The organism is Bacillus sp. JJ675 (genome assembly GCF_036963165.1).
In the GTDB taxonomy this organism is placed as follows: Bacteria; Bacillota; Bacilli; order Bacillales; family Bacillaceae; genus Bacillus; species Bacillus glycinifermentans.
Genome location: NZ_JBALMR010000096.1, coordinates 18554 through 40167 on the forward strand (window position 1 = coordinate 18554; position 21614 = coordinate 40167).

General features: G+C 45.2%; 21 protein-coding genes. 3 read left to right on the forward strand and 18 right to left on the reverse strand.

What is annotated here, in order from left to right:
* Positions 1-21: 21 nt before the first annotated feature.
* The 7 genes from V7126_RS21775 to V7126_RS21805 form a co-directional block, all read right to left on the reverse strand.
* Positions 22-600, reverse strand: a complete 579-nt coding sequence (locus tag V7126_RS21775; protein ID WP_046130378.1) for a VanZ family protein — start codon at positions 598-600, stop codon at positions 22-24.
* Between the two features lie 83 nt (positions 601-683).
* Complete coding sequence (locus tag V7126_RS21780; protein WP_175075900.1) at positions 684-1412, reverse strand: FtsX-like permease family protein; 729 nt, start codon at positions 1410-1412, stop codon at positions 684-686.
* A gap of 41 nt (positions 1413-1453) precedes the next feature.
* The gene (locus V7126_RS21785; RefSeq protein WP_175075899.1) at positions 1454-3145 is read right to left on the reverse strand and encodes an FtsX-like permease family protein; all 1692 of its coding nucleotides are present in this window, start codon (positions 3143-3145) and stop codon (positions 1454-1456) included.
* A gap of 110 nt (positions 3146-3255) precedes the next feature.
* Positions 3256-3969 (reverse strand): ABC transporter ATP-binding protein, encoded by a 714-nt coding sequence (locus tag V7126_RS21790; protein WP_231947425.1) that lies wholly within the window; start codon positions 3967-3969, stop codon positions 3256-3258.
* On the reverse strand, positions 3947-4366 hold the full coding sequence (locus V7126_RS21795; RefSeq protein ID WP_046130381.1) for a hypothetical protein: 420 nt from the start codon (positions 4364-4366) through the stop codon (positions 3947-3949). Before V7126_RS21795 ends, V7126_RS21790 begins: the two co-directional genes overlap by 23 nt.
* Before the next feature lie 292 nt (positions 4367-4658).
* Positions 4659-6095 carry an anion permease gene (locus V7126_RS21800; RefSeq protein WP_175075898.1) on the reverse strand — a complete coding sequence of 479 codons (1437 nt, stop codon included), beginning with the start codon at positions 6093-6095 and terminating at the stop codon, positions 4659-4661.
* A 99-nt stretch (positions 6096-6194) separates the two neighbouring features.
* Positions 6195-6542, reverse strand: coding sequence for a general stress protein (locus V7126_RS21805; RefSeq protein ID WP_046130383.1), 348 nt, complete (start codon positions 6540-6542; stop codon positions 6195-6197).
* Positions 6543-6733: 191 nt separating this feature from the next.
* Here V7126_RS21805 and V7126_RS21810 point away from each other — a divergent pair, with 191 nt between their 5' ends.
* Complete coding sequence (locus V7126_RS21810) at positions 6734-7099, forward strand: DUF3212 family protein (protein WP_175075897.1); 366 nt, start codon at positions 6734-6736, stop codon at positions 7097-7099.
* Positions 7100-7155: 56 nt separating this feature from the next.
* On the opposite strand, the gene V7126_RS21815 is transcribed toward V7126_RS21810, so the two are convergent.
* Complete coding sequence (locus V7126_RS21815; RefSeq protein WP_175075896.1) at positions 7156-8286, reverse strand: DEAD/DEAH box helicase; 1131 nt, start codon at positions 8284-8286, stop codon at positions 7156-7158.
* A gap of 142 nt (positions 8287-8428) precedes the next feature.
* Here V7126_RS21815 and V7126_RS21820 point away from each other — a divergent pair, with 142 nt between their 5' ends.
* Entirely contained in the window at positions 8429-9985 is a 1557-nt protein-coding gene (locus V7126_RS21820) for an ABC-F family ATP-binding cassette domain-containing protein (RefSeq protein ID WP_046130386.1), read from the forward strand.
* A gap of 44 nt (positions 9986-10029) precedes the next feature.
* On the opposite strand, the gene V7126_RS21825 is transcribed toward V7126_RS21820, so the two are convergent.
* From V7126_RS21825 to V7126_RS21865, 9 genes are all read right to left on the reverse strand, one after another.
* Complete coding sequence (locus tag V7126_RS21825) at positions 10030-11208, reverse strand: MFS transporter (protein WP_046130387.1); 1179 nt, start codon at positions 11206-11208, stop codon at positions 10030-10032.
* A gap of 63 nt (positions 11209-11271) precedes the next feature.
* The gene (locus V7126_RS21830) at positions 11272-11694 is read right to left on the reverse strand and encodes a MerR family transcriptional regulator (RefSeq protein ID WP_046130388.1); all 423 of its coding nucleotides are present in this window, start codon (positions 11692-11694) and stop codon (positions 11272-11274) included.
* A gap of 103 nt (positions 11695-11797) precedes the next feature.
* Positions 11798-12985, reverse strand: a complete 1188-nt coding sequence (locus V7126_RS21835; RefSeq protein WP_046130389.1) for a cytochrome P450 — start codon at positions 12983-12985, stop codon at positions 11798-11800.
* 1 nt (position 12986) lies between these two features.
* On the reverse strand, positions 12987-14006 hold the full coding sequence (bioB, locus tag V7126_RS21840) for a biotin synthase BioB (RefSeq protein WP_046130390.1): 1020 nt from the start codon (positions 14004-14006) through the stop codon (positions 12987-12989).
* Positions 14003-14710, reverse strand: coding sequence for a dethiobiotin synthase (gene bioD, locus V7126_RS21845; RefSeq protein ID WP_046130391.1), 708 nt, complete (start codon positions 14708-14710; stop codon positions 14003-14005). Before bioD ends, bioB begins: the two co-directional genes overlap by 4 nt.
* Positions 14707-15843 (reverse strand): 8-amino-7-oxononanoate synthase, encoded by a 1137-nt coding sequence (gene bioF, locus V7126_RS21850; protein ID WP_099047021.1) that lies wholly within the window; start codon positions 15841-15843, stop codon positions 14707-14709. The genes bioD and bioF overlap by 4 nt, the downstream gene beginning before the upstream one ends.
* Positions 15833-17179: an adenosylmethionine--8-amino-7-oxononanoate transaminase gene (gene bioA / locus V7126_RS21855; protein WP_335499095.1), complete on the reverse strand. Its 1347-nt coding sequence runs from the start codon at positions 17177-17179 to the stop codon at positions 15833-15835. Before bioA ends, bioF begins: the two co-directional genes overlap by 11 nt.
* Positions 17164-17946 (reverse strand): 6-carboxyhexanoate--CoA ligase, encoded by a 783-nt coding sequence (gene bioW / locus V7126_RS21860; RefSeq protein WP_046130394.1) that lies wholly within the window; start codon positions 17944-17946, stop codon positions 17164-17166. The genes bioA and bioW overlap by 16 nt, the downstream gene beginning before the upstream one ends.
* Positions 17947-18094: 148 nt before the next feature.
* Entirely contained in the window at positions 18095-19294 is a 1200-nt protein-coding gene (locus V7126_RS21865; protein ID WP_065894192.1) for a GTP-binding protein, read from the reverse strand.
* A 125-nt stretch (positions 19295-19419) separates the two neighbouring features.
* On the opposite strand from V7126_RS21865, the gene folE2 reads away from it, so the two are divergent.
* Positions 19420-20322 carry a GTP cyclohydrolase FolE2 gene (gene folE2, locus V7126_RS21870; protein WP_046130396.1) on the forward strand — a complete coding sequence of 301 codons (903 nt, stop codon included), beginning with the start codon at positions 19420-19422 and terminating at the stop codon, positions 20320-20322.
* Between the two features lie 40 nt (positions 20323-20362).
* Here folE2 and V7126_RS21875 read toward each other — a convergent pair whose 3' ends face one another.
* A complete protein-coding gene (locus tag V7126_RS21875; protein WP_046130397.1) occupies positions 20363-21520 on the reverse strand; it encodes an MFS transporter in 1158 nt (385 codons plus the stop codon).
* Positions 21521-21614: the final 94 nt, after the last annotated feature.

A 21614-nucleotide genomic window follows, 5' to 3' on the forward strand; every position in this document is an offset into this window, starting at 1 on the left:
GAATCATCTTTCGCGCTTTATTCAAAAATGCAGACCTTTCCTGCGGGAACCTGATCCTTTTGCTCCAAACATTAAAGATGTCAGACAAAAACCAATTACGCCGCCGGCCGTATTTAGAATTAAATCGTCGACATTAAAAGTTCTCGCCATTATTAATCCTGTCACAGATAGCACAAGTTGGAGACTCTCAATCAAAAAGCTTGTCAAAAAAACAAACACTGCCGCTTTTTTAAGCGAAGTTTTTCTCCATAGAACGGAAAGATACACACCTAAAGGAATGAGCAATAAAATATTAAAAAATGTAAGCTTGACGGAATTCCAAAAAAACCAGTCAAATCCGCTCTGCTGATACATTTGCATCCATTCAGCGACAAAATAAAATGGAATGAGCTGAATGTTCATTTGAGCGTATGCCGGCTGCGGCGGAATGTTGATCCCGCCTAACGTATAGTGATAAACAAAGCTCAAATAAACAATAAAACTGGCAAACGCCATTTTCCTAAAAAAACTTGTCTTTTTTCGGTTTTTGACAATGTCATACAAAAAGTAGACGATTGCAAACATGAAACCGAGCAGCATTAAATCAACTGACCAGAACATTAAAATCCACACCCTTATTTTTTGTCACTATACTATCAAGTTTTGTTGATTTTCACCATAGCTCATAAACACTACTTACCAAACTATTCTTCTTTAGCTTTTAAAGCGTCAGAAATACTTATTTTTTTCAATACGAAAAATAAAATAGATAGTGAAATCAAGGATAAAGTGCCTGTAAAAGCAACTGAGTAAAAATAATATTTAAGATAATTATAAATATTATGGTTTTCAGGCATTGAAAATGTAAGAAAAAGAATTATTGTTCCGCTTAAAAGAAACGCTAAAATTAAATAGGTAGTCATTTCAATTATTAGTTCTTTAAAAACTGCTGTGACACTTTTTCCAAAGGCTCGATTAATTGCAATTTCAGCTTGTCTTTGAATGATTCTAGAATAGATTGTTGCAGCTAATGTTAAAACAGAATAAAATGCAGTAACCGTAAATAATATAGTTCCTAATATTGAAAGATAATTTGAAATTGATTCAATCCTCTTATTATCTTCTGTTTCCGAATAATAAAGACTTCCAGGAATTGAGGCCACCATTTGTTTCGTTTTATTAATAATCCCCTTCTTTTTTTGATTAGAAATAGAATGATCAGTATATATTTTCAATTCTTTATAGCCATCAAAAACCCAAAATTTTTTAGCTACTTCTTCATAAATTAAAACTGTAATTCCTTCACGCTCTTGAGAAATTTGATTTTTTTGCATCATGTAAGGAGACAAGATGATTTGTTCTATCTTAAAATCCCAATTTTCAAAAGCTAGTTTTTTTTCATTAGAGGTAAAAGCAATCCTACCAATTTTCACTTCGTCTCCATTTATAATTTTATTATTCATTCCTTTTTGATTTATTTCAGAAAGAAAATAAAGGCTGACCTGGATTTTTTTAATTTCCCAATGGAACTTTCTTCGAAATTATACATGTATTTAAGTTGTTTAAGTTCACTGTCATTCACTAATACAATATCCACATTAGGAATTGGTATAAGATTATTTGGTATTAAATTATCAATTGTATCCTCAGATATCTCAACATTTATATTTTCCAGTTTATAGTTACTCATCCAAGATTTAATGTATGGTGAAAGCTGTTGTTTAGTTAAAAGTAAGGTACTCCCTAGTGAGTTTGGAACTTTATCAATATAAATAATTCCTGGCATGCGTTGAAGATCTTCCACACTTTTATAATCAAAAGAAACAGATTGATTGGTTTCTATTGCATAGCCATTTACATGTTCTTCAGCAGTCAATTGCTTAGATGAAAGTATAAAATCCGGTGTTGTTTCTTCGGGTTTATCAATTATTTCTTCGGAAATTAACTGGGTAAAGAAAAAAATCATGATCGAGAAAGACAGTATCACAATAAATAATATGGAAGATTTCCATCGAAACGCAAGTTGAATCACTAAAGACTTCAATTTAAAAGGAAATTTTTCGATAAATTGATAAACACGGTATCCCTTTACTATAAGAGGATTCCCTTTTAAATTCGTTTGAATTGTTTCTTTGCTTATTTTTTCCGTTAAAATTAATGCTGTTATGCATAATGAAAAAAATAATACGATGAGCCAAATCGTGACGAACAGAGTAGATTCCAGCAGAGGTGAAGAACTATAGCTATCAGTAACATATGTTTGATGATTTAATATCTTTTTCAAGTATGTCCCAACTGGAAAAGATATTAAGAAACTCACTAAAACAATGATGGTAATCTGAAAAAAAACAAGAAGCCTTATATGATGTTTTTTTGCTCCATAAGATCTCAGTATCGCAATTTTTTTTCGGTAATTCTTATAGAAAACCTCAAATATTCGAAAACAGCAGCATAACGAACCGAATATTAGAATAATTGAAAAAAACAAACAGATGTGAAAAATGGTATTATAGTTTTTATATCCTTCATTAAAAAGATTCTCGTTTTCATATAATTGTTCAACACTTGACAAATGCTTTTCGAAATTTTCATTTATTTCTTGTTCGATCCTATCTACATCTTCATTTTGAAGAGAAAAAATAAGACTATTTTGTATATCAATGTGCTTTTTTGCATTAAGTATTGTCGGACTTACAAAGATATTCGGATATGTATTCTTTCCTTTTTCTATATTTATTGGAGTAGACCAATTAGATGAATAGTTATTCACAACACCTACTACTTGGTAATCTTCCTCAATAGCACCTATTTTTAGTTTAACATTCTCTCCAATAACGTCATCTGTTTTAAAAGATTCAGTTAAAAATGATTCAATAGCAATCTCATTTTTGTGTACAGGCATCCTCCCATGTAAAATATGGATATGCCCTAATTCTAAAGCATTTTTGTCAAACCATCCAATAGATGCTCCGATTGCAGAATCATTAAAATCTTCCGTATAACCAACTAAAAAAATTCCTCCTCCTTTTTTTATACTATGTATTCCTTTTAATTCTTTGAACTCCTTTTCATTAAGATTGTTAATTATAGCATGATGTTCACCATATTTTTCATAGGCCTTTTCTTTTGTGTATTTCAGAATTTCTTCTGTCGCACTGTTCACCATAATAAGAAAGACCATAGATATAAAGATAACAAAAACCATTAAATAAGATATTTTTTTCTATGGAACAATGACTTGAAAGCTAATTTAACCCAAAACATATTTCAACACCTTTATAAAGTTTTAACTCGTCCATCTTCAATAAAAAAAAGCTGATCTGGCCTTTCTATCAAGTTTTCTTCGTGTGTAACAATCACTAATGTTTTATCAAATTGTTCACATAGAGAAACTAAAAGTTCAATAACTTTTTTCGCATTTTTTCGATCTAAATTACCAGTAGGCTCGTCCGCAAAAATGATTTCTGGATCATTGGCCATTGCTCTTGCAATAGCGACTCTTTGTTGCTGACCACCTGATAGTTGGAAAGGAAAGGATTTTAACTTGTTTCCAATTCCCAAAATATTTGTCAGTTTTTTAATATCCGAAATGTCTTTTTTCTTTTTATTAATCATTAGAGGGAGAATAATATTATCAAACACTGAAATCTCAGGTATTAAATGATAATTTTGAAAAATGAAACCAAAATTATTGCCTCTAATATTAGCTTGTTCAGCATCATTTAATTTATAAAAATTTTGCTGTTTAAACCATACATGGCCGTTGGTAGGATCCTCCATGCCACCAAGGAGACTCAGCAAAGTTGTTTTCCCTGATCCGCTTTTTCCCAATATTACATTGATTGAACCCTTGCTTATAGAAAGAGTAGTAGGGTGCAACGCATAAAATAATGAAGCACCCTCCCCATATGATTTTGTTACTTGATTTGTCGATATTATAATTCTATTATCTTGTCTCATAATCTTTCTATTGTTTAATCCTTCCTCCACCTTTTATATTAATTCCATAATCTGAATATGTATGCTTCGTAACATTAACTCTGTACGTTCCCGAAGCTACTTTCCCTACATTTTTGCTATAACTTTTTCCTGTGGTTAATCTGCCGGTATTGTAACTAGTAAATATCCCCTTGCTAATTGTTACAGTATATTTATGGGTTTGTGGTAGAGTTTCACCAGTCTCAGCCTTGATAGTTTTTGCATTAGCAGTTATGGTGGTAGATTTATTGCTTAGCTTATGCTTATAGGCTCCAGTTACTGCAGTTCGGATATTGAAAGAATACGGTTCATTATAAGCTAAACTCGCCGTACTAAAGCCGAAAATAAAGACCAAAGCAATAATAGAGAAAGTGACTAATATTTTCTTTCTCCTTAAAAATTTTTTCATAATAATCCCCTCTTCCCATTTTTTAATTTTCTTCTTTTATTGGCCAACTTAAAAAAAAACAGATCTGTCATATATTAGGTTAATATGTAAATCAATATAAGTAAATACAAAAATTGGATTTTTATTATCCTTCATTTGTTTCAAAGAAAAACTCATAAAAAACGGGTTTTATGATAGAGGCCCTAATTCCAAAGCTTTTAATTTAAATGCGTCTCTAGACCATAAATTGTGTATTTCAAATCAACTGTGTCAATATGAACATAAAAAGAAGGACAAGCTCCTGCCCTTCTTTTCACCACATCCCCAGCACCTTCCACCACAGGCCGCCGACAACGAGCCATACCACAAGATGAACTAGCGACAGGATGAAACCGATAAACCACCATTTTCCTTCCGGGATATAGCCGGCACCGAAAAAGACGGGTGCCGCTCCTGCGCCATAGTGTGTCGTACAGCCGAACAGGTTGCTGAAAAACGCGAGGGCGAAGGCCGATAAAAGCGGCGGCGCGCCGGCGGCTACGGTAACGGCGAAAAACGCCGAATACATCGCGCTGATATGGGCGGTTGCGCTGGCAAAGAAATAGTGCGAATAAAAGTAGACGAGAATTAACACGAGGAAGGCTGTCATCCATGGGAAACCTGAAACAAAAGACTTCATCATATCGCTGAACCAGCCGACCATTCCGAGCGTATTCAAAAAGGACGCAAGCATGAGGAGAGTCGCAAACCATATAAGCGTATCCCATGCACCCTGCTCCTTTTTAATATCGTCCCATGTCAGCACCTGTGTCAAAAATAAGACTGACAAACCGATCAAAGCCGTCGTCGTGGCGTCTATATTGGCGCGGCTTCCGAATATCCACAGAAAAAGGACGAGGAAGAAGACGATGACCATGAACAATTCTGATCGTTTAAAAGGTCCCATTTCCTTCAGCTTGTTTGTCGCAATGCCCGCAGCGTCCGGTGTTTCTTTAATTTCGGGCGGGTACAATTTATAAATGACAAGCGGCGTAACGATCAGGCTCACGATTCCGGGAACGATCGAAGCAAGCGCCCAGCTTGTCCAGGTCATATTCACTCCCGCCACATCATGTGCGAGTTTTGCGACTAATGGATTCGCCGCCATCGCCGTCAAGAACATCGCAGACGTAATCAGATTTCCTTGAAAGCCGACTTTCAGCAAAAAGGCCCCAATTTTCCGCTCTGTGCCGTTGTCCGGCGTTGAACCGAACGTTTCCGACAAAGAATGGATAATCGGAAAAATGATGCCTCCCGCTCTAGCAGTATTGCTGGGGATGGCGGGTGCGAGAATCAAATCGCTGAAAAGCAGCGAATACGAGAGCCCGAGTGTTTTTTTGCCGAACACCCTGACAAACATATAGGCGATTCTCGCTCCAAGGCCTGTTTTAATAAAACCGCGGGAAATGAAAAACGCAATGACGATCAGCCAAATCGTTTTATTTCCAAATCCGCTCAGCGTCTCTTCAATTGACAGCGTTCCGGTGAGAGCCGTGACCGCCAGGGCGAATATAGCGATCGATCCCATCGGCAAAGGCTTGGATATGAAGCCGATAATCGTCGCCACAAATATCGCGAATAAATGCCACGCTTTCGGGTGCAGTCCGGCGGGCACCGGTATGAACCAGATGATGATTCCGGCTGCAATCGTGATGATCAACGGAATGAAGCGAACTTCCGGTTTCTTTTCCGGATCTTTTTCTTTTGTCACGACATATTTCCTCCTATAGATCTGTATTTCTTTTTACTTTGCCCTTTTCTCACCGGTTCATGAAAAAAAATAAGCTGCCGACACAGTCGGCAGCCTGTCTTAAACCCAGGATTTCACTTTATCATGATCGGTTACAAACAGGAGCACTTTTCCTTCATCAAGGTGCTTTTCGAACTGTTCCGCTTCCTGTTTTGAAAAGCCGATTTCATGAATTTTATTGCGAAGTTCATCTCCCTTTTTATTGAAGAAATTCCCCACCGCATGTTTGATGCCTGTCTCCTCTGCACCGATCGTATTGGCGTCCGCGTTTTCCGCAATTCTTTCCGTCCTGTCGTCATCATGTGAAAGAACGTATATGTCCTCTCTGGCGACGCCGATCTCCTTGAGTTCGTTGATATCCTTCATCAGCTTTTCATCATTTGTATATTCCCTTACAACTGGTTTCATCTAAAATCTCCTCCTTTGTTGCATGTTGTAGTTATGACTTACCCCATCGGCACCCGGTTAAACAACGAAATGCGCTGCGTGACATTCTTGTATCAATATTACATTTGTTATAGATTTTCAGAAAATATGTTTGTTATCGGATTCGTTTAGGTACAGTAAAAGAAGATCAATCGAAAATGGGGTGATTCCGCTTGAATTATTTTTCGCCGGAACAGCAATACAACGCATGGATCATCAGCGATTTGCTCAAACAAATTTTCCTATTGGAAGGTCATGAAGACTCGGATACCCACCTTTTTGAAACCTTTGCGGCCCAACGGTTCGGCATCAATGTTGATTTTATCTTTTCGATCATCATGAACATCGGCGATCCCGAAGAGCGAACGGCCGGCAGCACGGAAGACATCCTGGCTTCATATCTGTTCACCCTGCTTCCTTTTGTCACAAAGGACATGCTTAACGACTCCAAGGAAAACGCCAATCAATACCTCTTAAATACAAGGGATGCAGACGTATATCACCTTTTCCTCCCTGAATCGGTCCTCCTCAGACGCTGAATCCGTAAAAAGCGGCCATGCCTGAAAACATAAAAAAGAGGGGCTTTTTAGGCCCCCTATTTTTCGATGATTTGTCCTCTCTCATATACAATTTTCTGAAGGCGGATTCCGAGCTTTTTCGCTAGCTTTTTCAGCCGCTCTGCTTCGCCGCGGGTCACAAGGCTGATGACCGTTCCTTCGCTTCCGGCTCTACCCGTTCTTCCCGAGCGGTGGATATAGCCTTCTTCATTCGGCAAATCGGCATGAATGACATATGGCAGCTGCTGAATGTCGATGCCGCGCGCCGCGATGTCGGTTGCCAAAAGCAGGTTAAACTCGCCTGCTTCAAACGCCTTGAGAATGTTCGCCCGTTCGAGCTTTTTCGCTTCACTGTGCAGGACTCCGACATCGACATGGTGATAAGCCAATTTTTCGGCGTACACGCTTAAATTGCCGATGTCTTTCACGAACACGAGAGCCTGCATTCCCTTGAGCCTTGAAAACTTTTGCAGAATTTTGATTTTATCGCGCTGGTCGCAGACGAGAAATTGGTGCTTGATTTTTGCCGCTTCTTCACTCTTTCTTTTCACCCTGATCAGTTCAGCGTCTTTCGTCATCCCGCGGAGCTCGCGTTCGGCATCCTCTTTTAACGTCGCTGAAAAGCAGACAAGCTGCCTGTCGCGCAGCGTCGATTTGATGATGCTTTGAATCGTGCCGCGGTGCTCAAGTGTAAGAAGATGGTCCGTCTCATCAAGGACGATCGTTTTTACTTCATGCATCTTCAGCTTTTTCATCTTGATCAGCTCGAGCACCCGCCCCGGCGTGCCGGCAATAATGTGCGGATGTTTTTTCAGCTTTTCCTGCTGCTTCTTTATATTGGCTCCTCCGATGAATGAAGCGGCTCTGATGTCAGACCCCTTTTTCCACTCAACGATGACGTCAAAAATCTGCATGACGAGCTCGCGGGAAGGGGCAAGGATTACAGCCTGGACGTTTTTTTGACCGGCGTCCAGTTTTTCCAATACAGGCAGTATGTAAGCGAGCGTTTTTCCCGTTCCGGTCGGCGATTCGGCGATCACGTCGCGCCCGTCCAAAATAAGCCCGGCCGTGCTTTTTTGAACATCGGTCGGTTCACGGAAGCCCGACGCCTCCCAATTTTCCTTAATAAACGGTTTTGCTTTATTTAAAAATGGCCATTTTTCTGTCATGTTTTTCTCCTTTATTCTCAGGTTGATCCTGTTCCTAGTATCTCAAAACGGAAGCGGCTTCGCAATTTTTCTTTTACCTTGCCCCCGGCAGTCCGGTATAATCGTAAAGAACGGTTTTATCATATATTCCGAGGTGCAAAACATGAGTTTATTATCGGTAACAAAGCTAAGCCACGGTTTTGGCGACCGGGCGATCTTTCAAGATATATCCTTTCGCCTGCTGAAAGGCGAACACGTCGGCCTCATCGGCGCTAACGGCGAGGGCAAATCGACGTTTATGAACATCATCACGGGCAAGCTCGAACCTGATGAAGGTAAAGTGGAATGGTCAAAAAAAGTCCGCGTCGGCTACCTTGACCAGCATACCGTTCTCGAGCGCGGACAGACGATCCGCGATGTGCTGAGAAACGCTTTTCATTATTTATTTGCAATGGAAGAAGAAATGAACGCCATTTACGGCAAAATGGGAGAGGCTGATCCCGACGAGCTTGAGAAGCTGCTTGAAGAAGTCGGGACGATCCAGGACGCCCTGACGAACAACGATTTTTACGCAATTGATGCAAAGGTCGAAGAGATTGCCCGCGGCCTCGGGCTCCATGACCTTGGGCTTGACCGGGATGTCACCGATTTAAGCGGAGGCCAGCGGACGAAAGTGCTGCTTGCCAAGCTGCTGCTTGAAAAACCCGACATTCTCCTATTGGACGAGCCGACGAACTACCTGGATGAACAGCATATCGAGTGGCTGAAACGCTATTTGCAGGATTACGAAAACGCGTTTATTTTGATTTCGCACGATATTCCGTTTCTCAACAGCGTCATCAATCTTATCTATCATGTCGAAAACCAGCAGCTGACCCGCTATGTCGGCGACTACAACCAATTCCGCGAAGTGTATGAAGCGAAAAAACAGCAGCTTGAAGCGGCCTATAAAAAGCAGCAGCAGGAAATTTCAGAGCTTAAAGATTTCGTCGCCCGCAACAAAGCGCGGGTCAGCACGCGCAATATGGCGATGTCACGGCAGAAAAAACTCGATAAGATGGACATGATCGAACTGCCGTCGGAAAAACCGAAGCCTGAGTTCCGCTTTAAACAGGCTAGAACGTCCGGCAAGTTGATCTTTGAAACGAAAGACCTCGTCATCGGCTATGATGAGCCGCTGTCCCGCCCGCTCAATCTGAAAATGGAGCGCGGCCAAAAAATCGCCCTGTACGGTGCGAACGGCATCGGAAAAACGACTTTGCTGAAAAGCCTGCTCGGCGAAATCCGCCCTTTGTCAGGAGAAGTCGAACGGGGCGAATACCTTCATATCGGCTATTTTGAACAGGAAGTAAAAGATGAAGGCCACAACACCTGCATCGATGAGGTGTGGAACGAATTCCCTTCCTTTACGCAATACGAAGTCAGGGCTGCTCTGGCAAAATGCGGCTTGACGACAAAGCATATCGAAAGCCGGGTCTCCGTTTTAAGCGGAGGAGAAAAAGCGAAGGTCAGACTGTGCAAACTCATCAATGCGGAAACAAACCTTCTCGTTCTCGACGAACCGACGAATCACCTGGATGTTGAAGCGAAGGAAGAATTAAAAAGAGCTCTCAAGGAATACAAAGGCTCGATCCTTCTTATCTCCCACGAACCCGAATTTTATACGGAGATTGCGACAGATACGTGGAACTGTGAATCATGGACGACGAAAGTGCTGTAAAGCAAAAAAAGCTTGTCTCCTTTTAAAGGAAACAAGCTTTTTCCTTAATGTCCGGCTTTGATGTTTGCCAAATGGCGGCGGCCGCCGATTAAGACCGCCATGCCGATCAGCACCGCGATACAGCCGGCAACATAAGGCGCATGTGCATTATAATGGTCGGCCAGCACACCTGCAAGCCACGGCGCGATCGCCCCGCCGATAAAACGGATTGAACTGTACGCAGATGAAGCGACTGACCGTTCGACAGGCGCTGCTCCCATCACAGCGGTCGTCAGGATCGTATTGACCATTCCTAAAATACCGCCGCCGATCACGATGAACGCGATGACTAGAGCCATGTAATCCGTCCAGATGGCAAGCGCCAGCAGATCTGCCGCAAACAAGACGAACAGCAGGATGAGGGAGCGGACGGTTCCCAAAGCACGCTCTACCGCCGGTGCGGTAAACACGGACGTGATCGCGAGAAACAGTCCCCAGCCGAAAAAGACGTATCCGAGGCCCCTCTCATTTAAATCAAGAACAAACGGAGAATACGCAAGCAGCGTAAAAAAGCCGAAGTTATATAAAAAGGCGGCGCTCGAAAGCGTAAATAGCCCCTTGTAACGCAGCGCCCGTATCGGAGCGCCGATGGAAATTTTCTTTTGCGGCTTCGGGATGGCCGGCAGTAGAATAAGAATCGCAAGCAATGCGACTGTCATTAAAATGGATACTCCGAAAAACGGCGCCCTCCATGAAATCGTTCCAAGCTCTCCGCCGGCAAGGGGACCTACAGAAATCCCCAAGCCGAGAGCCGCTTCATACAGGATGATCGCTTTTGCGCTTCCCCCTGTCGCCACACTGACGATAACGGCAAGAGCGGTTGAAATGAACAAGGCGTTGCCGAGGCCCCATCCGCCCCGGAAGCCGACAAGCTGAGCAATCGAATGGGAAAATCCGCCCAACGCGGCAAAAATAATAATCAAAATGAGACCTGATATCAATGTCTGCTTTGCACCGATCCGGCTCGAAATCGCTCCGGACAAAATCATCGCAAAGCCTGTCACAAGCAGATAGCTTGTAAATAAAAGCGAAACCTGGCTGGGAGACGCGTGCAGCTGCGCTGCAATCGCCGGAAGAATCGGATCGACCAGCCCGATGCCCATAAACGAAATAACGCAGGCAAACGCTACGGCCCAAACCGCTTTCGGCTGTTTAAAAAAACCTGAATTCTGTTGTTTCTCCATCAATGAATCATACCTTTCTTTCCATAAAAACAAACGCTATGTATATAGCGTTTTCCGTTTGGTTTAATCAATGTGTTCCAGCGCATGACGGGCTTTTTTTCGCATGCCCTCCAAGCGCTCCTTGAACGATTGAAATTTTTCGATCTTTTCGTCAATCATTCGCATTTGTTCGTCCAGCATATGCTGGATGTCTTCGAGCTTTTCTTTCCTTTCCTTCTTATCCAATGACAAAAGATAGCCTTCTTTATGCATTTCCAGGTGCTTGCTCGTTTCCATGAACTGCTGCAGCTCTTGCAGGGAAAATCCCAATACTTCCTTGGCGCTGATTACCCGTTCGAGCTCTTCCAGGTCGTCTTCGGAATAAAGGCGGACACCGCCTTCCGTCCGCTTCGGCGAAGAGAGAAGGCCGATTTCTTCGTAAAAACGGATCGTTCTTTTCGTCAAACCGCTGCGCTTTGCCATTTGGTCGATTTTCATCCAATTCACGTCAATATCCCCCCGTTGCCTCTTTTCCTTTCTTATTATACACCTTTCAGACTTTTACGTAAACGTTAAGTTTTATATGTAAAAAAAGGGGGCTATGCCCCTTCTAATTCAGGATAACCGGCAAACTGGCGAGCGCTCTAAATCCCAATAGCCTGCGGTATTGAACGGCGGAGCCTGCTAGCCGAAGCCCGGGTGCCCGCTCTAAAAGCGCTTGAATCGCAATTTGCGCTTCAAGCCGCGCCAATGAAGAGCCCGGACAAACATGAGCTCCGTACCCAAAGGCAAGATGCGGATTCGGATGTCTTTCAATATCGAGTACATGGGGATGATCGAAGACGTTCGGGTCGCGGTTTGCCGCGCCTAATAGAATATAGACCTGCTCTCCTTTTCTGATGACGTGTCCATTGATGCCGCAGTCTTCTGAAGCGGTTCGGGCCGTCAGCTGGGTCGGGCTTTCATAGCGCAAAAACTCCTCGACTGCAGATGTGATCAGCTCCGGATTTTCCTTCAGTGCACCGAGCTGTGCGGGATGCTTCATTAATGAAAGCAGTCCATTGCTGATGAGGTTTACCGTTGTCTCGTGTCCGGCGATGACGAGCAATACACACGTCGCAAGCACTTCCTCCTCAGTCAGCTTCCCGGCGCTGATGAATGTTGTGATCAAGTCATCCTGCGGAACGGCTTTTCGTTTGCTGATCAAGTCCCTGACATATGCCGTCAGCCTGGATGCGGTATCGCTTCCTTTGACAAGCGTCTGTCGGGAGCGTGTAAAATCAATGGTCTCAATTAAATTCGCCGTCCATTGTCTAAATTGATGCCTCTCCTCTTTCGGCACTCCGAGGATGCGGGCGATGACGAGGCTTGCCAACGGAAACGCGAATTGTGAGACGATATCCGCGGTTGTCCCGGTTTGCAGCTGATCAAGCAGCTCATCAGCGGCTTCTTTTATAAAAGGGCGCAAAACATCTGCCGCCTTCGGCGTAAACTCTTTGCCGACAAGCGTTCGCATCCGCTTATGGTCTGAGTCGTTTTTGAATAGGAGCATATTTTGCTGTACATTTTTTAGAGCTTCGTATTTTGTTGACGTTTCCGGAAGGGGGATGCGGTTTTTAAATCTGGCGTCTTTAAAAATCGTCATCGCTTCATTGTGTCCTGTAACATACCAGCCCGGCTGCTTCAATACCGTTCCTTTATAAACGGGATCAATGGACCGCAGCTTATCGTAAAAAGGATAGGGCTCTCTCCAAAAATCCCGATCAATACCTAAGACGGAATCCAGCTCTGTTGTCATGTCATGCCTCCTTGCCTGACGCCGTCTGCAAACCGGCTTTCATTTCTTCCACCGATTCGATTTCAAATCCTGCATCCCTCAGCATCTTTTGATCTTCTGTTTCCTCCTGACCCGCCGTCGTTAAATAATCGCCGACGAAAATCGAATTGGCGGCATACAGCCCCAATGGCTGAAGCGAACGGAGGTTGACTTCCCTGCCTCCGGAAATGCGGATTTCCTTTGTCGGATTGATGAAACGGAACAATGCCAAAACTTTCAAACAATAAAGCGGATGAAGTTCGTTCACACCTTCCAGCGGGGTACCGTCAATGGCGTGCAAAAAATTGACCGGGATCGAATCGGCATCGAGCGCTTTTAAGCTTTTCGCCATGTCGACCACATCCTGCTTCGTCTCCTTCATGCCGACAATGACACCCGAACACGGAGACATGCCCGACTGTTTGGCCGTCTCTACCGTACTGACCCGATCATCGTATGTATGCGAGGTCGTGATGTTTGAATGATTGCGTTTCGACGTGTTGATATTGTGGTTGTACCTGTCAACGCCGGCTTCTTTGAGGCGCTGTGCCTGCTCCGGCTTTAAGATGCCAAGACATGCGCACACTTTTAAACCGTATGTTTCTTTAATGTCTTTGACGGCTGCAGCGACTTGATCGATTTCCCGGTTTGACGGGCCTCTGCCGCTGGCGACGATACAGTACGTTCCTATATTTAAATCGTGAGCCCGCTTTGCGCCTTCAAGCAATGTGCTTTTGTCGACCATCCGGTAAGACTCGATCGACGCTTTTGAGATCGCAGACTGTGAACAGTAGCCGCAGTTTTCCGGACAAAGGCCGGATTTTGCATTCATGATCATATTGAGCTTCACTTTTTTTCCGTAATAACGTTTTCGAATGTGAAAAGCGGCATGCATCAATAACAGAATGTCTTCATCAGGACATTCCAAGATCTGAAGTGCCTCATTGTCTGTCAATTCCTCTCCGTCCAACACTCTTTCAGCAAGATCCATCCACTGATTCATCTTTTCGCCCCCGTTTGTATTTGATTCATCATAAAAGGAATATCAATATGGCCCTCTGCCATTTTTTCAATGTTCTCTGCCGCTGCATCTGCAAGCCTTGGTGTTACGCCTAAAATCGGCACGCCGCATAATGCTTCGATCATCTCCGGATTGGTTTGTTCATCAAGACCCGGTCGGCTGCTGATTCCGTTGATGACGATGCCGATTACGTGAAGCCCCGTGCTTTTCGCATATTGAACGGTTAAGAACGTATGGTTTATCGTCCCAAGATCAGGCCTTGCCACAATGACAACCGGCAGATTCAGCGCTTTGATCGCATCGCTGACCAAAAAATCCTTTCCGAGCGGCACCGCGATGCCGCCTGCTCCTTCGACGATGAAATAGTCGTGATGATCTTTTATCGCTTTCCAATGATTGATGAGCTCTTCGATGCCGGCGGTCTTTCCTTCCAGCTTTGCGGCGGCGTACGGAGCAAGCGGCTCTTTATATTCAAAAGGCGTGATGTCTTCGTATGTGAGAGATGTTTGCGACGCCCGCTTCAACATGGCTGTATCGCTTTCCGGATGGGTGCGCGATATCCCGCTCAAAAACGGCTTAAACACCCCGACATCGAACTTTTGCTTTTTTAATGCGGCGGCAATTCCGCAAGATATGATCGTTTTCCCTACACCCGTGTCAGTTCCCGTTACAAAAAAACCCTTCATTTTACGATTTTCATCCCTTTTCCGATAAAATAAAACCATTTCAGCAAATCGGCTATTTCGCTTTGGCTGCGGTTTGCAGTGACCGTCAGCCTGATCCGGCTTTCGCCTTCCGGAACCGTCGGCGGGCGGATCGCCGGCGCAAAAATCCCCTTTTCCTCAAGGAGTTTCGCAAATAAAACGGCTTTTTGGGCATCTCCGATGATGACGGGGATAATCGGCGTATCCGCTCCTTTTACCGTAAACCCCATATTCTCCAGACCCGTTCTTATTGTTTTTGCAGACGACCTTAACCTCCGCCGTTTATCGCGGCTGTCTTCGATGAGCTCCAACGCCGTATACGCAGCTGCACAGCTCGACGGCGGGACGGCTGTCTGAAAGATAAACGTCCTGGCATGATTGAGCAAAAAATCAACAAGTACGTTCGAACCAGCGGCAAACCCGCCTTCTGCACCGGCGGCTTTACTTAGCGTGCCGATCTCGACATCAGGGCTCGCGCCGAAATATTCGCACGTTCCCCTTCCGTTTTCCCCAAGCACGCCCGTTGCGTGTGCATCATCGACAATAACGAAAGCCTGATAGCGCTTTGCGAGCGGGATGATCCGGTCGAGAGGCGCGATCGTTCCGTCCATGCTGAATACGCCGTCTGTTACGATAAAACGCCTGTTGTACCTCTGCGCCGCTGCCAGCTTTTTTTCAAGATCGCTTATATCGATGTGCTGATAAACGACCGTGTCGGCTTTTGAGAGGCGGCACCCGTCGATGATGCTCGCATGGTTGTGCCGGTCGCTCAATATGACGTCCCCTTTTTCAGGCAATGAAGAAAGCACGCCGATGTTCGCCAAATATCCGCTTGAAAACAAGAGGGCCGCTTCCGTCTGTTTAAAGCCGGCAATTTTCCGCTCCAGTTTTTCGTGCCAAGTCGTGTTGCCTGCCGTTAACCGCGATCCGCCGCTGCCTGTTCCCTGATGAAGCGCCGTCTTTGCGGCCGATATCAGCCGGCTGTCATTGGCCAGACCTAAGTAATCATTGGATGCCCAATTCTTCTCGCCGCAACCCTCCGGCCGCAGCGTGCGGTAAAGCCCTGCTGATTTTGTTTTGTCCAGCCGCCGGGTTAACCACTCATCAAAGTTCACCGCTTGTAACCTCATCGATCGCTTCTTTCATGATGGACACCATCGCTTCAAGCTGCTCGGTTGTGCTCGCAAGCGGCGGCAGAAATGCGACAACATCCCCGAGCGGCCGTGTCAGCATGCCAAGCTCCCTCATTTTCAACGAAACCTGATACCCGACCCGCTTTTCGGGAGGGTAAGGCCGCTTTGTTTCCTTTGACTGGACAAGCTCTATCCCGCACATAAAGCCGAGCTGCCGGATATCGCCGACATGGGGGAGCGCCTCCAAGGTACGGAGGAATCCGCGAAGGGCTTCCGATTTTTCGGCGACTTGTTCAACGATTTGTTCAGATTCAAACAAGCGCAAATTTTCGATCGCAACCGCGCAGCCAAGCTGATTCCCCGTATAGGAGTGGCCGTGGAAAAACGTTTTTAGCGTTTCATAGTCGTCGTAGAATGCTCTATAAATTTCTTCTGTTGCGAATGTAACGGCTATCGGCAAGTAGCCTCCGGTAATCCCTTTCCCTGCTGCCATGAGGTCAGGCTGAACGCCTTCATGCTCACAGGCAAACATTTTTCCGGTGCGGCCAAACCCCGTTGCCACTTCATCGACAATCATTAACACGTCATACGCCGTGCAGAGCTCGCGAACGCCGGCCAAAAACCCTTCAGGCATCACGATCATGCCGGACGCTCCTTGAACCATCGATTCGATCGACAGTGCCGCTATCTCCTCGTGATGCTCTTTCAGCAGCTCTTTGAGTTCGTTCAGGCATTCATCGCGGCACTCGTCAGGGCCTGGGCTTTCGGAACGGTATACATAAGGAACCCGCGCCTTGAAGCTTTCAAACATGAGCGGTCCGTAGACATGATGAAAAAGCTCGATCGAACCGACGCTGACGGCGCCGATCGTATCTCCGTGATACCCGTTTCGCATCGAGATGAACTTTTGCTTTTCGGGTTTTCCTATATTTTTCCAATATTGAAACGCCATTTTCAAGGCGATTTCCATCGCTTCAGCGCCGCTGTCGGAATAAAAAACGCGAGTAAGCTTTTCAGGGCTTATCTTGATTAAAGTTTCGGCAAGCTCTGTCGCCGGAACATTCGTCATCCCAAGCAATGTAGAATGGGCGATTTTGTCGAGCTGTTTTTTAACCGCCTCATCCAATTCCTTTTTGCGGTGTCCGTGTACATTGAGCCAGACTGAAGAAAATCCGTCATAGTATTCCTTGCCGTTTATATCTTTTAGCATGATGCCGTTTCCGCTTTCGATGATGAGCGGGTTTTCATCATAGTCTTTCATCTGTGTAAAAGGCAGCCAAAGATACATTATGCTTTTTTCGATTAATGACAGTTCCATGCTTCCCCTCCTGCTTGAATAAACAAAGGCTTTTTTTCCAAATAGCTGATGCAATCGTTCAAATCGGCCGATCCATCGACGAAAAAAACGCGGCAGCCGCTTTCGTCTCCATACTCTTTCATCTTTGTAATCCGCTGGTAGCCGAGCTTTTCGCCGGCGACGTAGCCGGCTATGTAATCAGGGTCATCCGACCAGCACAATTCGGCGATGACGGCCGGGTGCCCGCATACCTTTGTCGCCAGTGCGAGCGCTTCTTTTATTCGTGAATTCAGCGGGACTCTGCAACAGGCCGCCCATTCTCTAAAATCGGCGTCAGGCCAATCCATCCGCGAAACACGTACGCCTTTTTCCTTTCTTTCGTCAACCCGCTTTCCGGAGCGGACGTCAAGCAATACAGCGCCTCTTACTTCTGAGAATTCGTCGATGCGCTGAAACGCTTTTTCAATGACATTTACCGGAATGCCTGCTTGCTGCAGAAGCTCCGCGGCAAGCGCTTTTCCGTTTTCTGCTGAATTCGCTTCGTTTGTTTCAATTTTCAAAGGATGAATCGCTCTTATCGGTTCGTTAACACATTCAAACTGAATTTGCATAAAGTCCGGTTTTCCTCTTGAATGAGACAAGCCTTTATCCAATAAAGCATTGACCGCATCCTTCAAACCGCTGAAAGTCGAGAGCCTCTCTCCTCCTGATATGTGCTTGCCCCCTACTTCATGGGAGCCGTTTTGGGAAGCCCTCATTCTCACGCTGTAATACGTTTCCCCTTGCATTCTTTCACCCCTTATATGTTAACTTTATTCGAATTTAAGTTAACATTATAGATAGAATATTAGTATTCCTTTCCTCATATGTCAATGCAAGCAGAAAAAAAGGCAAAAGAGGACGGGATGTTCCTCTTTTGCCTTTTGGCTTCTTTGTTTATGCTTTTTGAATCACCCAATCAAACGGATCAGGCAGTAATGACCAATCATCCGCCATCTCGGAATCTGTCAGCAGGCATCGGTCCGCTTCGGCTGAAATCTCTTCAGGCGAAAGGTCGATTCCGATAAAGACGAGCTTTGTGTGGCGGTCGCCGAATTCGGCATCCCAATCTTGTAAAACCTCTGGCTCTTCCTTTAAGATTCGTTCCCGCTCCTGCTTCGGCAATGCTGCCACCCAGTACGAGACCGGCTCAAGACTGGCGGACGGACCGGCCTGAGACATTAATAGGGCAAGGTCGTTCCTCGTCGCGCACCAGGCAATTCCTTTCGCTCTGACAACGTTTTCCGAAAGCGTTTGGATCCAGTTATAAAACCGCTCTGTGTGAAAAGGACGGCGCGCTTCATACACGAAGGAAGAAATCCCGTATTCCTCAGTCTCAGGCGTATGCTGCTCATGCCCCTGATTTAATTCCCTTAACCACCCCGCCGAACTGCTTGCCTTCTCAAAATCAAACAATCGTGTATTCAAAATCTCTCCCGGATCCACTTCCCCCTTGACCGCCCGGATGATTTTCGCACCAGGCTGCAACGTTCTCAGCACTTTCTCCAGCTTTGCCAGCTCTTCTTGAGAAACAAGATCGCATTTATTCAAAATCAGTACATCGCAAAATTCGATCTGGTCAATGAGGAGATCGGCAATATCACGCTCATCCTCTTCGCCGACGGCTTCTTTCCTGTCCAGCAGGCTGTCCCCTGACTGAAAGTCGTGCCAAAAACGATTGGCGTCGACAACCGTGACCATCGTATCCAACCGGCAAAACCGGGTTAAATCGATGCCCAGTTCTTCATCGATGTAGGAAAAGGTTTGCGCGACCGGAATCGGCTCGCTGATTCCGGTCGACTCGATCACGATATAATCGATATTCCCCTGTTTAGCGAGCTTTTCGACCTCCACCAACAAATCTTCTCTCAGCGTGCAGCAGATGCAGCCGTTCGACATTTCGACCAGCTTTTCATCCGTCCTTGAAAGGCCTCCGCCCTGCTTGACCAGTCCGGCGTCGATGTTCACTTCACTCATGTCATTGACGATGACGGCAACCTTCAGGCCCCGGCGGTTTTGCAGTATGTAATTCAGCAAAGTCGTTTTGCCCGCCCCGAGGTATCCGCTTAAAACCGTTACAGGAATTTTATTGTTCATGCTGATTCTCCTTTTCAAATCGTAATTATTACGTTTTATTAATCAGACTACTTGATTTTATCACAGCGTTCCTTCAAAATAAATAGGAATTATTACGATTTATTTCAATGAAAGGAGCTTTTTCAATGGAACATCCCCTTCAATTACCGGCAAAACCGGAACGTCACCGCCTCTTCGGATCTGTCGAGGCGGTAAAAGGAACGAAGCCAACCGTTAAAGAACAAATGAAAGATATACAAAATACGCCGAACGATTATTTATTTGACATTGATCAGGTCGGCGTTACAAACATTTCCCACCCGATCCGCATCACATCGGCAGTCAAGCCGTTTTCCCAGACGACGATCGGTTCATTTTCGTTAACGACTCATCTTGCGCGCAGCAGGAAAGGCATCAACATGAGCCGGCTGACTGAACAATTACAGCGATACCATGCAGAAAACTGGATCGTCGGGCTTGATTCACTGAAAGACTTTACGAAGGAACTGGCGGTCAACATGGAGCAGCAAGGGGCAGCAGTGTCTCTCTCATTTCCATGGTATTTTGAGCGGCTCAGCCCAGAACTCAAAGTTCCCGGGCTGATGCACGCCGATATACATATGAATGTTTCGTATCATGAAAAAGAGGGCTGGACTGGGACAGTTGGCATCACGGCCAAAGCTGCGACACTTTGCCCCTGCTCAAAAGAAATCAGCGAGTACGGCGCCCACAATCAGCGCGGCGTCATCAAGATCACAGCGCACATCAATGACAGGGCCGCCATGCCGGAAGATTTCAAAACGGAGCTTCTCGCCGCAGCCGAAACCAATGCAAGCGCGAAGCTTTACCCCGTCTTAAAAAGACCCGACGAAAAGAAAGTAACAGAACAGGCTTACGAGAATCCGAGATTTGTAGAAGACGTCATCCGCTTAACAGCTGCTGACTTATACGAAATGGACTGGATCTCCGCTTTTGAAATCGAAAGCCGCAATGAGGAATCGATTCACCTGCACGATGCCGCCGCGCGGCTGTCGTACTCGAAAATATAAATTGAGAGGCTGCCGTCACAAACGGCAGCCTCTCGGATGATTACAAAGTCTGTTTCAGTATTTTGCTGTTTTTAAACAATAAGATTGAGAGAATGTATAATACCGCTGTGAACATGGCAACCGCAAAAAATCCGCCGAATCGGGAATATAACAGTCCGGCAGCCGATGCTCCCGCCGTTTGCCCTATGTACATACAGGAATTCGCCAATGAAGCGATCGTCCCTCTCGAATGAGGCGACAAGCTTTGTAAAAGGCTCATCATCAATGTAAATACGATCCCCGTAATAAAGAACATAATAAAAAAGTTAATCTCGGCAAATGAAAACTGCTTCGTTTGCGCAAGAACGACATACAGTACGGTCAAAATCGCAATCCCGGCATACAAAGAAAAAGCCCTGCCCAGCTTTGCGACCAAATGAACGCCCAATGTGCTTCCAAATACGTTCCCCAATCCTAAAATGAGCATTGCCGTTCCCACTTGACCGACATTGAACCGAAAATCATCCGCCAGCCATGTGCCCAGAAAAGAAAAAGCGGCAAAATTTCCCATTTGAAAGATAAAATAAGCGAAAAATGTTTTCAACACCTTCGCTTCAGACAACAGCGTCCTGTAGCGGGCCGCAAGCGGAACCTTTTCTGCTGCCTGCTGATGCGGCTTTAAATCGGGCAAAACGAAATGAATGAGCCCTGCGAAGATAAACGAGCATGCTACAAGGATCAAAAACGGAGCAGACCAATGAATGGATGCCAAATAACCGCCGAGCGGCAAGCCGAGCATCTGCGAAAAAGATAAACCGGCAGCAGCGATCCCCATGCTTTTTACCATCCGCTCTTTCGGAACAAGCGTTGGAATCGAAGCCCACACTTGCGGCGTCACAAACGCAGCGCTCAATCCGGCTGCAAACCGCAGCAAAATCATCGTCCAGAAATTCGGGGCAAAACCGCATAACAAGGTGCTCGCACCGAAGGCGGCCATCCCCCAGGTCATCACCGTTTTTCGATTCAGCCCGTCAGACACCGGACCGGCGATTAAAGCGAATAAAGCGTAGCCGAGCGCATATGCACTCACGATCCAGCCGGACATTTCTACAGGGACGTTGTACAGCTCCCTTAAAGTCGGCAATAAGGGAGACGCTAAAAACGTATCTGTCCCAATCATAAACATGATCCAAAAGAAAAGCGGAAGCACCTTTTTCAAATATTGTCACCCTTTCGGTTTATTCTATTGTTCGAATATATTCGAACAATAGAATAATAGCACCACTTATGCTACAATTCAAATCATAAGTATA